12 protein-coding genes are annotated in these 12,312 nt (G+C 69.2%); 3 read left to right on the forward strand and 9 right to left on the reverse strand.

Translation table 11 applies throughout. The annotated features are described in order from the left end of the window. Nucleotides 1-63: 63 nt before the first annotated feature. From G020_RS0104200 to G020_RS0104220, 5 genes are all read right to left on the reverse strand, one after another. Nucleotides 64-828 carry a 3'-5' exonuclease gene (locus tag G020_RS0104200; RefSeq protein ID WP_024328765.1) on the reverse strand — a complete coding sequence of 255 codons (765 nt, stop codon included), beginning with the start codon at nt 826-828 and terminating at the stop codon, nt 64-66. Continuing rightward, a complete protein-coding gene (locus G020_RS0104205; RefSeq protein WP_024328766.1) occupies nt 825-2,696 on the reverse strand; it encodes a putative nucleotidyltransferase substrate binding domain-containing protein in 1,872 nt (623 codons plus the stop codon). The genes G020_RS0104200 and G020_RS0104205 overlap by 4 nt, the downstream gene beginning before the upstream one ends. 153 nt (nt 2,697-2,849) lie before the next feature. Beyond that, nucleotides 2,850-4,619 carry a sodium:solute symporter family protein gene (locus tag G020_RS0104210; RefSeq protein WP_024328767.1) on the reverse strand — a complete coding sequence of 590 codons (1,770 nt, stop codon included), beginning with the start codon at nt 4,617-4,619 and terminating at the stop codon, nt 2,850-2,852. A 7-nt stretch (nt 4,620-4,626) separates the two neighbouring features. After that, the gene (locus G020_RS0104215; RefSeq protein WP_018870270.1) at nt 4,627-4,887 is read right to left on the reverse strand and encodes a DUF4212 domain-containing protein; all 261 of its coding nucleotides are present in this window, start codon (nt 4,885-4,887) and stop codon (nt 4,627-4,629) included. A gap of 41 nt (nt 4,888-4,928) precedes the next feature. Further along, the gene (locus tag G020_RS0104220) at nt 4,929-6,803 is read right to left on the reverse strand and encodes a DUF294 nucleotidyltransferase-like domain-containing protein (protein WP_024328768.1); all 1,875 of its coding nucleotides are present in this window, start codon (nt 6,801-6,803) and stop codon (nt 4,929-4,931) included. A 234-nt stretch (nt 6,804-7,037) separates the two neighbouring features. Here G020_RS0104220 and G020_RS0104225 point away from each other — a divergent pair, with 234 nt between their 5' ends. Together G020_RS0104225 and dacB are read left to right on the forward strand one after the other, a co-directional pair. Next, nucleotides 7,038-7,646, forward strand: a complete 609-nt coding sequence (locus tag G020_RS0104225; protein ID WP_018946921.1) for an RNA ligase partner protein — start codon at nt 7,038-7,040, stop codon at nt 7,644-7,646. A gap of 47 nt (nt 7,647-7,693) precedes the next feature. Further along, entirely contained in the window at nt 7,694-9,136 is a 1,443-nt protein-coding gene (gene dacB, locus G020_RS0104230) for a D-alanyl-D-alanine carboxypeptidase/D-alanyl-D-alanine-endopeptidase (RefSeq protein ID WP_024328769.1), read from the forward strand. 22 nt (nt 9,137-9,158) lie between these two features. On the opposite strand, the gene G020_RS0104235 is transcribed toward dacB, so the two are convergent. Next, the gene (locus tag G020_RS0104235; RefSeq protein WP_024328770.1) at nt 9,159-9,830 is read right to left on the reverse strand and encodes a DUF2459 domain-containing protein; all 672 of its coding nucleotides are present in this window, start codon (nt 9,828-9,830) and stop codon (nt 9,159-9,161) included. 19 nt (nt 9,831-9,849) lie between these two features. Then, nucleotides 9,850-10,401 carry a hypothetical protein gene (locus G020_RS0104240; RefSeq protein ID WP_024328771.1) on the reverse strand — a complete coding sequence of 184 codons (552 nt, stop codon included), beginning with the start codon at nt 10,399-10,401 and terminating at the stop codon, nt 9,850-9,852. A gap of 153 nt (nt 10,402-10,554) precedes the next feature. Here G020_RS0104240 and G020_RS0104245 point away from each other — a divergent pair, with 153 nt between their 5' ends. After that, the gene (locus G020_RS0104245; RefSeq protein WP_018870263.1) at nt 10,555-11,049 is read left to right on the forward strand and encodes a YhcB family protein; all 495 of its coding nucleotides are present in this window, start codon (nt 10,555-10,557) and stop codon (nt 11,047-11,049) included. A 45-nt stretch (nt 11,050-11,094) separates the two neighbouring features. On the opposite strand, the gene G020_RS0104250 is transcribed toward G020_RS0104245, so the two are convergent. Together G020_RS0104250 and G020_RS0104255 are read right to left on the reverse strand one after the other, a co-directional pair. Next, nucleotides 11,095-11,490, reverse strand: coding sequence for a hypothetical protein (locus G020_RS0104250; RefSeq protein WP_024328772.1), 396 nt, complete (start codon nt 11,488-11,490; stop codon nt 11,095-11,097). Between the two features lie 57 nt (nt 11,491-11,547). Continuing rightward, nucleotides 11,548-12,303, reverse strand: a complete 756-nt coding sequence (locus G020_RS0104255) for a glycosyltransferase family 2 protein (protein ID WP_024328773.1) — start codon at nt 12,301-12,303, stop codon at nt 11,548-11,550. Nucleotides 12,304-12,312 lie beyond the last annotated feature (9 nt).

Raw genomic sequence — 12,312 nt, forward strand, 5'->3', positions numbered from 1 at the left:
GCGGATTCGTCGGGGTTGGGTCTCACGGGCGCGAGGATAGCATGCCTGCCGGCCGTGTCCGGCCTACCAGAGCCGTCGCGGCCGGAACAGCACGCGTCCCAGCGGCAGCTCGCCCGTCGGATCGCGTTCGGCGATCAGCGCGGCGAACAGTTCGGCGGCCCCGAGTGCGTCCAGCAGGGCGTCGTGGGTGCGCCGGGCGGGCAGATTGTATTGGCCGCGCAGTACGTGCAGCCGCAGCCCCCGGGCCGGGATCGGGCGGCCGGCGCGCCGCCGCGAGGTTTCGGCCAGACGCAGGGTGTCGACCACCGCCAGTGGGGGGCGCGTGCCATAGTGACGTTCGCAGGCGCGGGCCAGAAAGCCCAGCTCCAGGGCTGCGTGATGGGCGATCAGAACGCGGCCGTCGAGGGCCCGGAACAGCGCATCCAGGGCCTCGCCGGGCGTGCCGCCGGTCGCTGCCCGGTGGTCGGTGATGCCATGGATCACCGCACTCTGTTCCGGTACCTCGCGTTGCGGTCGTACCAGTACGTGTCCGGCGGTCGCCAGGTCGATGCTGGTGCCATCCAGCGCCACCCAGCCAATGCTCAGGATGGCGTCGCGTTGCGGGTCCAGACCGGTGGTCTCGATGTCCACCGCGAGAAAGCGGGTGCGGGCTACCGGCTGTGCCGGGGCGGGCGGCGGCGTGCTCAGGCAGTCCCGCAGCGCCCCGGCGGGGGCCTGGCTCCGGGCGTGGTCTCGTGCACGGCAGAAGCGCCAGTAGCCCGGCGCCAGCCAGAACGCGGCGCGACCGGGGGCGCAGGCCTCGCGTTGCGGGGCGGCGGCGCGGGTCATACCTCGCCTTCGCCTCCCAGGGCCGCCCGGGTGGCTCGATCCACGCGCACGAAGGCGGCCTTCAGCCGGCTGCGTTCCAGCCCGGAGAGTTCCGTCGGGTCCACGTGGTTGTCCGGGGCTTCGCCGGCGGCGATCCGTCGCGCCTGATGGCGGGCCCGGACCCCGGCAATGAAGCGGAATGCCTCTTCCAGCTCCCGGGTACTGTCCGGGTCGAGGACCCCGGCGTGAGCGGCGGCGCGCAGGCGTTCCAGGGTCCCGCGGGCATCGGCTCCGGCGCGCAGGGCGCAGACCCGCGCCAGGGCCACCACCGGCAGCAGGCCGCGTTTCTTCAGGTCCAGGGCCGGAGTGTGCTCGCCATCGTGTTCGAGCACGAAGCGGCGGAAAAAACCCAGCGGGGGGCGTACTTCGCGGGCCTGCACCGCCATGGCCGTGTGCGCCGCCTCGTGGCGGCAGCCGTCGTCCAGCGCCTGCTCCCGCAGGGGCGTGAAGAGATCGCCACGGCCGTGGATTACCCGCAGGTCGAGGTAATGCGCGGCCAGGCGGGCCTCCTGCGCGTCCGGCCGGGTGAAGACGCGCCGGAAGGTTTCCTGCCAGGTGCTGGCGGGGCCGCGCCAGGCCGCGTGGGTGGGATCGACGCCGCCCGGGCAGCGCCGGATGCCGCAGGCGTCCAGCCCGTCGGTGACCTCGCGCGCCAGTTCGGCGAACCAGTCGTCGGCGTCGTTCGGGGCACCGTCGTCCCAGATGAGAGCCGTGTCCTGGTCGGTATGGGCCAGCTGTTCGTGGCGGCCCTGGCTGCCGCTGGCCAGCCAGGCCCATGCGGCCGGAGCGGGCCCCAGACGGGCTTCGGCCAGTTCGATCAGGCATCGGGTCAGGGTGTCGACCACCAGCGTGATTACCTGCGCGGTGCGCAGGGCGTCCACTCCGGCCTCGGTGAGCCGGACCTGAAGGCGGGCCAGGGCCTGCATGTGCTGGCACAGTTCTTCCTGCGAGCCGGCCCGGCGCAGGTCACGGATCAGATGCACCGCGCTGGTGCCCTGGTGCCGGATCAGGTCGGTCCCGGAGAGGATGCCGGCCAGACGGCCTCCGCCCGGTTCCACCACTGGCAGGTGATGGATGTCGCGGCGTGCCATCTCCAGCAGAGCCTCGAAGACCGGGGTTTCTCCGGTAACGGTGACCAGATGCCGGGCCATGCACTGATGCACCGGGGTGTCCGCGGGCAGGCCCTGCGCCAGGGCATGGCGCAGGTCGGTATCGGTGAGCAGGCCGGCGGGTCGGTCCGGGTCTTCGGCCGTGTGCAGGACCAGGGCCGAGACATCCGCGTCGGTCATGAGCCGGGCCGCCTCGCGCAGCGAGATGTCCGACTGCCCCTGCAGAACCTGCGGGCTCATCAGGGTGGAGACCGGCGTGGTCAGCAGGGCGTCCGGTCCGCCCTCGGTGGCGTGCATCACCGCGTTCTCGCCGTCCGGTGCCACCGGCGCGCCCGGGGTACGCAGGAAATCAGCCAGTTCCGGATGACGGGTCGCGAGGTCCTCGGCGCGGGGCCCGGGAAGGTGATAGACCAGTGCGTCCTCGGTCACGCGTCCGTGCTCACCGGCCACTCCGCTTCCCCAGGCGCCGTCGGCGACCCGGGCCACGTCGCCTTCGCCCAGCCGGTCGTGCAGCCGGTCGCCGGCGTCCAGCAGGTCGATGGCGCCGGTGTGCACGATCCACAGCCCGTCGCTGTCCCCTTCGGGCGGGAACGGCGCGCCGTGGCGCAGGTAGCGCAGGGTCAGGCGGCGCACCATCGCGGAGCGGGTCTCCGCGGACAGCTCCGCGAGATCCGGCGACTGATCGAGGAATTCGCGGATCTCGTCGAGTTCGGCGTTCATCCCGGTACTCCGTGGATGGCTGGCTGGGGTGTCGCGAGGATCGTCCGCAAGCCCACCCGCGTGGATTTGCGGACGATCCCCGAGAGAAATACCTCGGGGATCGTCCCGGGCCCGGCCTGGTGGCCGGCCCCGGAAGCGGATCCCAGGAACGGATCAGTCGGCGCGCGGCACGCGCACGCTTTCCACCAGGTCCTGGATGTCCTTCGGCGGCGGAGCGGTCATCTTCATCACGATGAAGGCGGTGATGAAGTTCAGGGCCGCACCGATGGGACCGAAGCTGGAGGGGTTGATCCCGAAGATCCAGCCCTCCGGCGTGTCCGGCAGCATGGCGGTCTCGGGGAAGAAGAACCAGCCCTTGTACATGAAGATGTACAGCAGGGTGCTCACCAGACCCACCAGCATGCCGGTGATCGCGCCTTCGCGGTTCATCTTCTTCATGAAGATGCCCATCATCAGGGTCGGGAACAGCGACGCGGCCGCGAGTCCGAAGGCCAGTGCCACCACCTCGGCCGCGAAGCCCGGTGGATTGAGCCCGAGATAGCCGGCGAACAGGATGGCGACGGCCATCGATATGCGTCCGGCCAGCAGCTCGCGCTTCTCGCTGATCTTCGGCGTGAAGACCCCCTTGAGCAGGTCATGCGAGATGGCCGAGGAGATCGCCAGCAACAGCCCGGCCGCGGTGGACAGGGCCGCCGCGATCCCCCCGGCCGCCACCAGGGCGATGACCCAGCCCGGCAGACCGGCGATCTCGGGGTTGGCCAGCACCATGATGTCGCGGTCCAGCTCGACGATCTCGCTGCCTTCCCAGCCGTATTCCTCCTCGGCCATGGCGGCGAATTCTTCGTTCTCGTCGTTGTAGTACTGGATCACGCCGTCGTCGTTCTTGTCCTCGAACTCCAGCAGGCCGGTCTGTTCCCAGCGCTCCATCCAGGCTGGCTTGTCCTCATAGGCCAGGTGGCCTTCCTCGGTGCCGATCTCGCCCGGATGCACGGTGTTGACCAGGTTCCAGATGGCCATCGCACCCACCGCCGGCGCGGTGGTGTAGAGGATGCCGATGAAGACCAGCGCCCAGCCGGCCGACTTGCGGGCATCCCGCACGCGCGGGACGGTGAAGAAACGGATGATGACGTGCGGCAGGCCCGCGGTACCGATCATCAGCGCCAGGGTCAGCAGGAACATGTTGAGCATGCTCATGCCGCCCTCGGTGGCGGTGTACTGGGTGAAGCCCAGCTCCACCATGGTGTTGTCCAGCGCTTCCAGCAGGTAGGTGTCGGAGCCCTGCAGGGTCGACCCCAGGCCCAGCTGCGGGAGCGGGTTGCCGGTCAGGGTGATCGCAATGAAGATCGCCGGCACCGTGTAGGCGAAGATCATGATCACGTACTGCGCGATCTGGGTGTAGGTGATGCCCTTCATCCCGCCGAGTACGGCGTAGATGAACACCACTGCCATCCCGGCGACCAGGCCCACTTCCAGCTGCACCTCGAGGATGTTGGAGAAGGCGATCCCGACGCCGCGCATCTGCCCGATCACGTAGGTGATGGACATCGCCAGCAGCGAGATCACGGCCACCACGCGGGCCGGCTTGGAGTAGAACCGGTCGCCGATGAATTCGGGCACCGTAAACTTGCCGAACTTGCGCAGATAGGGGGCCAGCAGCAGGGCCATCAGCACGTAGCCGCCGGTCCAGCCCATCAGATAGGCACCCCCGGTGAAGCCGAGGAAGGCGATCAGGCCGGCCATGGAGATGAAGCTGGCCGCGGACATCCAGTCGGCCGCCGTGGCCATGCCGTTGGCGACCGGGTGGACGCCCTTGCCCGCCACGTAGAATTCGCTGGTCGAGCCGGCGCGGGCCCAGATCGCGATCCCGATGTAGATCGCGAAGGTGATGCCGACCACGATCAGGCTGAGAGTCTGTTGATCCATGGCCGGATTACTCCTCGTCGACGTTGAACTTGCGGTCCAGCACGTTCATGCGCCAGGCATAAACGAAGATCAGGACGATGAAGGTGTAGATCGAGCCCTGCTGGGCGAACCAGAAGCCCAGCGGATACCCGCCCAGATGGATGTTGTTCAGTGGCGCGGCGAGCAGGATGCCGAGCACGAACGACACGAAGAACCAGATGCCGAGGCAGATCGCCAGAAGGCGAAGGTTCGCCTTCCAGTACGCCTCGCGACTGAGGTCTTGCGACATGGTGTTGCTCCTCTTTTCGTAGGTATGGCGCTGTGGTGGCCTCACAGCTGGTACTGCACCGCGAGCTGCCCCTGCAGCTTGCGGGCCTGGCGGAAGGATTCCTTGAGCACCCGTCCCTCCAGGGCGCCCAGTTCTTCCGGCCGGATGCGGCTGTCGTCCTCGCGGCCCTCGCGCAGGGCCTTCTGCTGCGCGCGCAGGCGCAGCATCTGCAGATAGCGCAGGGCCGCGTGATAGTCGGCGGCATCGCCGGGGCGCATGGCCTCGGCGCTGACCGCCTGATCCATGCGCTCGTGGCTGCCGGTGGCCGGCAGTTCGGCGGCCAGTGCGATCACCCGTGCGCCGTCGACGAACGGGGTCAGGCCCTGTTTCTTCACGTCGATGCCCTCGGCCCCGGCGCGGATCTCGCCGAACAGACCCAGCGGCGGGCGGAAGGCCTGCTGGTTGGCGGCCATCTGCCGGCGAAAGCGCGAGTTGTAGGCGGTCTTCTGCAGCAGGAAGGTGCGTAGCGCCTCCACCGGCGAGGCGTCGCCGTCCACCGCGCGCAGGTCGAAGAAGATGGTGCTCTTGAGCAGGTGTTCCGGGGTGCCCTGTTCGATCCAGCGGGTGAAACGGGCCTCCCATTCCGGGCCGCTGAGGCAGCACTCCGGATTGCCGGCCATAATGTTGCCGGGGCACAGGGTGAAACCGCACTCCGCCAGCGCCCGGTTGGCGGCCTGCGCCCAGGGCAGCAGGCGCGCGCGGACGGCGTCCTCCTCGCCCGGCTCGGCATCGAACAGGATGCCGTTGTCCTGGTCGGTGATCAGCGCCTGCTCCTCGCGCGCCTGCGAGCCGAACGCCAGCCAGGTGAAATCGATGCCCTCGATGTCGTACTGCGGGCGCAGCAGGGCCAGCACCCGGCGGGTCGCGTGTTCGTTCAGGCGAGTGATCAGGCGCAGGACCTGGTCCGCCTCGGCGCCCTGGGTGATCACCGCCTCCACCAGCCGCGGGACCTGGCGCAGGCGCGCGGCGATCTCGTCGACCGCGGTCGCCTGGCGGATCTCGCGCACCAGCCCGTCCAGGGTCAGCGGCTGGCGGGTGAGCAGGTCGCGTTCGCCCAGCACCCCGGTCAGGCGGCCGTCGCGGACCACGCACAGGTGGGTCATCCCGTGCTCGGTCATCGCCTCGATGCCCTCGAAGCCCGGGGCGTTCTCCTCCAGCGCGACCGGGTCCGGGGTCATCACCGCGCGCACCGGCGTATCCAGCCCGACCCCTTCCAGGGCCACTCGGTTGAGCAGGTCATGCAGGGTGAAGATGCCCACCGGTGCGGCCTGGTCGTCCACCGCGACGATCGATCCCACCCGCTGGTCGCGCATGGTGGTCAGGGCCTCGCGCAGCGGGGTGTCCGGGCGGCAGGTGACCGGTTCGCGCGCCAGGCGCAGTGCCAGCGGGGTGTTCAGCTGGCCGCCGCCGGCCGCGTCATGACTGGCGAGGCTGTCGAGGCCCTGATGCAGGCGGTCCAGCAGGTTGGCCAGACGCCGCGTGCAAAAGTCGTTGAATACCCGCGAGCGGGCCCGCAGGCGGTCGAAATCCTCAAGGCTCAGTTCCAGGCACAGGGTGTCCTCCGCCGCGCGATGCACGGTATGCACCGCGCGGCGGCCGAGCAGGGCCCCGATCGGGAAACACTCGCCGGGGATCAGCTCCCAGGCGTTCCCGGAGAGCTGTTCGTCCTCGCTCGGGCTCTCCCCGCGGATGCGTCCCTGACGGATGATGTGGAAGCGCTGCGCCGGGCCCGCTTCCGGGTCGGTGATGCGCGCCCCCTGTTCGTAGAAGCGCGTCTGCAGACGCGGCAACAGGAATTCCAGCGCCTCGGCCTCGAGCTGGTCGAAGGGCGCGTGGGCGCTGAGGAACTCGCGGGTGCTGTCGAGGGCGTCGGACATCGTGTCGGCTGCGGGAATCGGCGTCCCGCGCCCGATGCAAGTCGCGGGCCAGTGATTCCGGGCTTGTAAAAACAGTGGCTTGTGAAGCAGAAGGGGGTTACGGGTGTTACGCCACGTAACACCCGTCGTTACGCCGCGTAACGGCCCGTAACGGCCCGGCGTAACACCCCGGTTGACCCCCTCGCGGGGGGTATCGATGATGGGAGCCCGTCCCACAGCCACCGGAAGGTCCCCATGCGCCGCTTCGTGCTGGACACCAGCGTCTTCACCAACCCGCACGTCTCGGCGCAGTTCGGCGAGACCCCCGAGGCGGTCCTGCAGCAGTTTCTCCGGCTCGCGCGCGACTGCAGCGCGGAGTTCTACATGCCGCTGTCGGTCTACGAGGAATTCCGCACCATGCGCGACCTCGAGCCGCTGGCCGCCGATTTCGAGACCGTGGTGTGGGTCCGTTCGCCGCGGCGTTTCGCGCTGACCCTGCCCAGCGACATCCTCTACGAATTCATCGACGAGGTGCGCACCCGGATCGACCGGGGCCTGCGCATCGCCGAGGAGCACACCCGCGAGGCCGGCGCGGCCGAGTCCCTGCGCCCCGAGCTGATCACCCAGCTGCGCGAGCGTTTTCGCGAGGCGATGCGCAAGGGCCTGGTGGATTCGCGCGAGGACGTGGACGCGGTGCTTCTGGCGATGGAACTGGATGCCGAACTGGCGACCGCCGATCAGGGGATGCGCAAGCTGGGCAATCGCATGGGGGTCAAGCTGGTGACCGCCGAATACCTCGCCGGCGTGATGCAGAACCTTGCCGAGGGCGCGGGTTTCACGCGGGGCTTGTCCGCGGGGTCGTGACAGCCAATACTGGGCCCTGGTCCCCCTGCTGGATGGTCGCCGCGTCCATGAACCGCCGTACCCCTGCCCTGCTGGCAATCCTGCTGCTCGCGCTGCTTCCGGCCATTCCCGGGGGCGCGTTCGCCTCCGAGTACGAGTATCTGCCCACCCCGCTGAAATCCGCGATCGATGCGCAGGGCCTGCCACCCGGGTCCGTGGGGCTCTGGATCCAGCGCGCCGGGGACAATGCCGTGCTCGCGCAGCTTAATGCCGACCGGCTGTTCAACCCGGCTTCCACACTCAAGCTGGCGACCTCGCTGGCGGCGCTGGACCAGCTGGGGCCGGACTACACCTGGAAGACCGAGCTGTGGGCCGTCGGCGAGCTGCGCGAGGGGGTTCTGGACGGCGACCTGGTGGTGCGCGGCACCGGCGACCCCGGCATGGTCAATGAGGAGCACTGGCGCATGCTCGGGCAGCTGCGTCAGGCGGGCGTGGAACGCATCGCCGGCGACGTGATCCTGGACGCCTCGCATTTCGACGTGGGGCCGCAGGATCCTTCCGTGTTCAACGGGAAGCCGCTGCGGGCGTATAACCAGGGCGTGTACGCCCTGCACGTGAACTCCAACGCCCACCGCATTCGTGTGCGGCCCGGGCGCAATGGCGAGGCCGTCCGGGTGAGCCTGGATCCCCCACTTCCGGACGTGGAGATCGACAACCGGCTGCGGCCCGGGCGTGGTCGTTGCGGTGACTTTCAGCGCGGGATCGAGATCGATGCCGACCGCAGCAACGGACGCCTGACGCTCAGGGGCGAGTATCCCGTGCATTGTGGTGAATACGAATTGCTGCGTTCGGTAACCGAGCCCGAACGCAATCACGCCGGGCTGTTCCGTCTGCACTGGTCGCAATGGGGCGGGGAGCTGGACGGCGAGATCCGCCCGGGGCGCATGACGCCCCTGCAGGAGGAGCCCCTGGTGACGCACCGCTCGCGGCCGCTGGCGGACCTGATCCGGGTCTCCAACAAGTGGAGCTCCAACGTGATGACCCGGCATCTGATGCTGAGTCTGGGCGCGGAGCGCCACGGCGCCCCGGTGACCAAGGAGCGTTCGCGTCAGGCACTGCTGCAGGCCCTGCGCGAGCTGGACGTGAACCCCGGTGGCATGCGGGTGGACAATGGTTCGGGGCTGTCGCGTGACGCACGCATGTCGCCGTACCAGCTGGGGCAGATCCTCAAGGCCGGGTGGGAACATCCACTGCGGCCCGAGTTCCAGTCCTCGCTGGCCCTGGCCGGGGTCGACGGCACCCTGCGCAACCGCTTCAACAACGGGGCCGAACGCGGGCACATGCATCTGAAGACCGGACACCTGCGCGAGGTCTCCGCCGTGGCCGGCTACGTGCGTACGCAGAGCGGGGATGACGTGCGCGTCGTTCTGCTGGTGAACGACCCGCGCGCCCATATCGGGCCGGGGCGCAGCCTGCAGGAGGCCGTTCTCGGCTGGGTGCGCGCGCTGTAACCGGTGCGGTCAGGGCGTCCGGTCAGCAGTCCGGTGCGTCGTCGTCTTCCGGTGCGTCGTCGTCTTCCGTTGCGTTCCCCGGGGCCACCGGACACACCTGCCAGCGTGACAGGATGGGCGACCGTGATACCCGAACCTCCAGTTCGGCCAGCCACAACGCGATCATGCGGTTGGAATTGTGGCGCAGGCTGTACGGAATCGGGTGCCGCACGAACGCCATGTCCCACACGGCCATCTCGCGCCGGTCGTCCTGCCCCGTGCGCCACAGTTCTTCCAGATCCTCGCGCAGTGCGGCGGCCTCGTCGGCATCGACCGTGAGGGCAAGCACCTCGCGCACCGGGACCCGGAGGTCACGTCGCAGGGCTTCTTCCGGATGGTCGCCGGCAAGCACCTGGCGTCCCAGCGCGGCCCGGGTCGGCCAGGCCAGCGCGGCCAGCGCGCTGAAGGGCCCGGTACGGCGTTCGGCATAGAACCGCCAGTCCCCGTAGGAATAACGCAGCCAGTGCCGGCCGTCCGCGTCCGGCAGCAGCAGACTGCTGTGTCGTCCATGGTCGATGATCAGCACCTGTGTCGCGGGGTCCGGATCGGGAGGCGGCTGCACCTGTACCGGTGCGCAGCCGGCGAATGCCACCACCAGCAGGACCAGGAGAACGGTCCGGGGGGCGCGGAGGTACGGGACAGCGGGCCGGGGCATGGGTCGCTCGCGGTTTCCGTCAGTGACGTTCCAGCTTGCCCAGTTCGCTCAGGATGGACTGCACCAGGTTCTCGCCCTGCGGACCCATGCCCTGACACAGCACCTCCGGATCGCGTTCGCCATCCACCAGGCGCTTGGCGATGCCGCCCAGGCGGGCCATGTCGCCGCCCGCGCGGGTCATCTGTTCGGCCATCTGCGACAGCCAGTGCAGCGACTGCGGATCGCCGCGGGATGCTCCGTGGATCATCTGGGCAAGGCCCGGCGCGGCCTGCGCGGCATCGGCGGTCTGGTTCGGGTCCGGCAGCGTGGCCGGGTCCTGCAGGCCGGTGAGAATGGACGAAAGAATGGTGTTGTCTTCCTCGTCCAGACCGTTCAAAAGAGACGGGTCGCGCTGGCCGTCCAGCACCTGACGGATGCGGGCGACCAGGTCCGTCCAGCCGCCCTGGATCGCCTGTTCCAGGACGGGCTCCAGCTCCTGTCGGCTCTGCGGGTTCTGGCAGGCCTGCACCACCAGATGGATCAGCGTGGCATGGGCCTGCCGGATCTGCTGCGCGCGCGGCGAATCCTGCATCGTGGGAATCCTTGCTTTCCGGGGGTTTGTGCGAGGGTAGCATGTGCGTTCGCACGGAGCGTGGGGCACAATGGCCCCGGGACGCCCCGGGGAAAGGCCCGGGGCTCCGGAAGCAACGCCGGCGGCGCGCCGGAGCGAAAAAAGGTGACAGCGGTGGAAGAACAGACGGCAGTCGGGCTGTGGGTGGCCCTCGGCATCCTGGCGATCGTGGTGGCGGCGCTGGTCGGCTTCTGGGTCGGTCGGGTGACCAGCGATGAACGCAAGCTGATCCGTCAGCTGGAAGAAGAGCTGGATCAGCGCATGCAGGAGCTCACGCGCTACCGCTCGCAGGTGAACGATCATTTCGACCGTACGGCCACGCTGTTCGCCAGCATGGCGGGCACCTACCGCGATCTCTATCACCATCTGGCGCAGAGCGCCGAGGAGCTGGCCGACAAGCCCACCCGCGAACGCCTGGAGGATCGGGCGGGCAAGATGCTGGCGAACACCCACCAGCGCGATTTCGATCCCGGTCAGGGCGGCGGCGAATCTTCGGAGTCGGGCGACCGGGGCCCGCAGGAGTCCGGACGCCTGTCCGATGCCTCCGATCCGGAAGAGGCCGGGCAGCGCGAGCGCCGGTCCGATCCGGAGCGCCCGCGCCCCGATTGAGCCGCTCCCGGTCCAGCCCCGGAACCGACCCGTGCGGATCCCGGGCTACCGGCGCGAGAGCTCGGCCCGGATCTGGTTGTCCAGGTTCTCGATCCAGCGGTTGTAGTTCGGGTGGATCTCGCCGTTGGTGTGGTTGAGGTTCGTGCTGTCCTTGTAGTCGATGCGGTACTGCCCGGCGGAATACGGGATCTCCACCACGGCCGTGTGATCGCGCACGCGGATTGCCCCTTCCATCACGCCCGGTTCGACCTCCTCCATGCGCCAGCCGAGCCGTGCGCCGGCATCGCGGATTGCCTGCGACATCACCTCGGCACCGGGACGTTCGCCCTGCGCATTGGTGATGGTGGTGTCGCTGACGTTATACACGGGGGCGGTGCCCCGGCAGCCGGCGATCAGGAAGAGGCCGGCGATGATCACCAGGATCAGGGTTCTGTATCGCATGGTTCCCTCCGGGATCTGTTTGTACATCGCATGGGATCCTTGAGTGTAGGGCGAGGATCAGGGGCTTTCCACGGGGTCTTCGACGGTCGGCCGGCGCAGGGAGCGCCACAGCCCGAGCGGGCGCATCCCGCGGCGCAGCAGATGACCGGCGACCATGAAGATGATGCGCAGGGTGTCGGCCGCCGGCCGGAAATGGCTGGGGCGGCGATCCTCGGGATAGATGCAGCGTACCGGTACCAGACGCGCCGGAAAGCCGTGCCGTTCGGCCGCGATCAGCGCCTCGCTCTCGAACACGAACGAGCGGCCGCGCCCGTGGGGGATGCGCATCTGCCGCAGCAGATCGGCGGGGTACAGGCGAAAGCCCGACTGCGAATCGCGCAGCGGCTGCGCCGAGGCCCAGCCGATCCAGAAATCCGCGACCCGGTTGCCGAACAGGCGCAGCGGCGGGGTGCTTTCGCGTTCCTTCAGCCGGGCACCGAGGATCAGGTGGCGGGGTTGTTCCCGCCACGCGGCGATCAGCGCCGGGATCTCCTTGGCGTCGTGCTGGCCGTCGCCGTCCAGGGTGACGACCGCGTCGGCGCCCTCGGCCACCGCCTGCTGCATCCCGGCCCACAGGGCACCGGCCTTGCCGCGGTTGGGTTCCAGGCGCAGGACCTCGGCATGGGTGGCCGCCAGGGTGGCGGTGTCGTCGGCGGAGCCGTCGTCCACCACCAGTACCCGATCGACCTGCTCCCGCGTGGCGGCGGCCACCGCCTCGATGGTCGCGGCCTCGTTGTGGGCCGGGATCACGGCGAACACGACGGGCTCGGTCATGGTTGCGCG

The sequence above is a fragment of the Thioalkalivibrio sp. ALR17-21 genome, assembly GCF_000420185.1.
Classification (GTDB): Bacteria; Pseudomonadota; Gammaproteobacteria; order Ectothiorhodospirales; family Ectothiorhodospiraceae; genus Thioalkalivibrio; species Thioalkalivibrio halophilus.

Excerpts from the sequence above, each read along its gene's own strand:
- G020_RS0104200 (WP_024328765.1), bottom strand. The coding sequence starts at position 828 with ATGACCCGCGCCGCCGCCCCGCAACGCGAGGCCTGCGCCCCCGGTCGC.
- G020_RS0104205 (WP_024328766.1), bottom strand. The coding sequence starts at position 2,696 with ATGAACGCCGAACTCGACGAGATCCGCGAATTCCTCGATCAGTCGCCG.
- G020_RS0104210 (WP_024328767.1), bottom strand. The coding sequence starts at position 4,619 with ATGGATCAACAGACTCTCAGCCTGATCGTGGTCGGCATCACCTTCGCG.
- G020_RS0104215 (WP_018870270.1), bottom strand. The coding sequence starts at position 4,887 with ATGTCGCAAGACCTCAGTCGCGAGGCGTACTGGAAGGCGAACCTTCGC.
- G020_RS0104220 (WP_024328768.1), bottom strand. The coding sequence starts at position 6,803 with ATGTCCGACGCCCTCGACAGCACCCGCGAGTTCCTCAGCGCCCACGCG.
- G020_RS0104225 (WP_018946921.1), top strand. The coding sequence starts at position 7,038 with ATGCGCCGCTTCGTGCTGGACACCAGCGTCTTCACCAACCCGCACGTC.
- dacB (WP_024328769.1), top strand. The coding sequence starts at position 7,694 with ATGAACCGCCGTACCCCTGCCCTGCTGGCAATCCTGCTGCTCGCGCTG.
- G020_RS0104235 (WP_024328770.1), bottom strand. The coding sequence starts at position 9,830 with ATGCCCCGGCCCGCTGTCCCGTACCTCCGCGCCCCCCGGACCGTTCTC.
- G020_RS0104240 (WP_024328771.1), bottom strand. The coding sequence starts at position 10,401 with ATGCAGGATTCGCCGCGCGCGCAGCAGATCCGGCAGGCCCATGCCACG.
- G020_RS0104250 (WP_024328772.1), bottom strand. The coding sequence starts at position 11,490 with ATGCGATACAGAACCCTGATCCTGGTGATCATCGCCGGCCTCTTCCTG.
- G020_RS0104255 (WP_024328773.1), bottom strand. The coding sequence starts at position 12,303 with ATGACCGAGCCCGTCGTGTTCGCCGTGATCCCGGCCCACAACGAGGCC.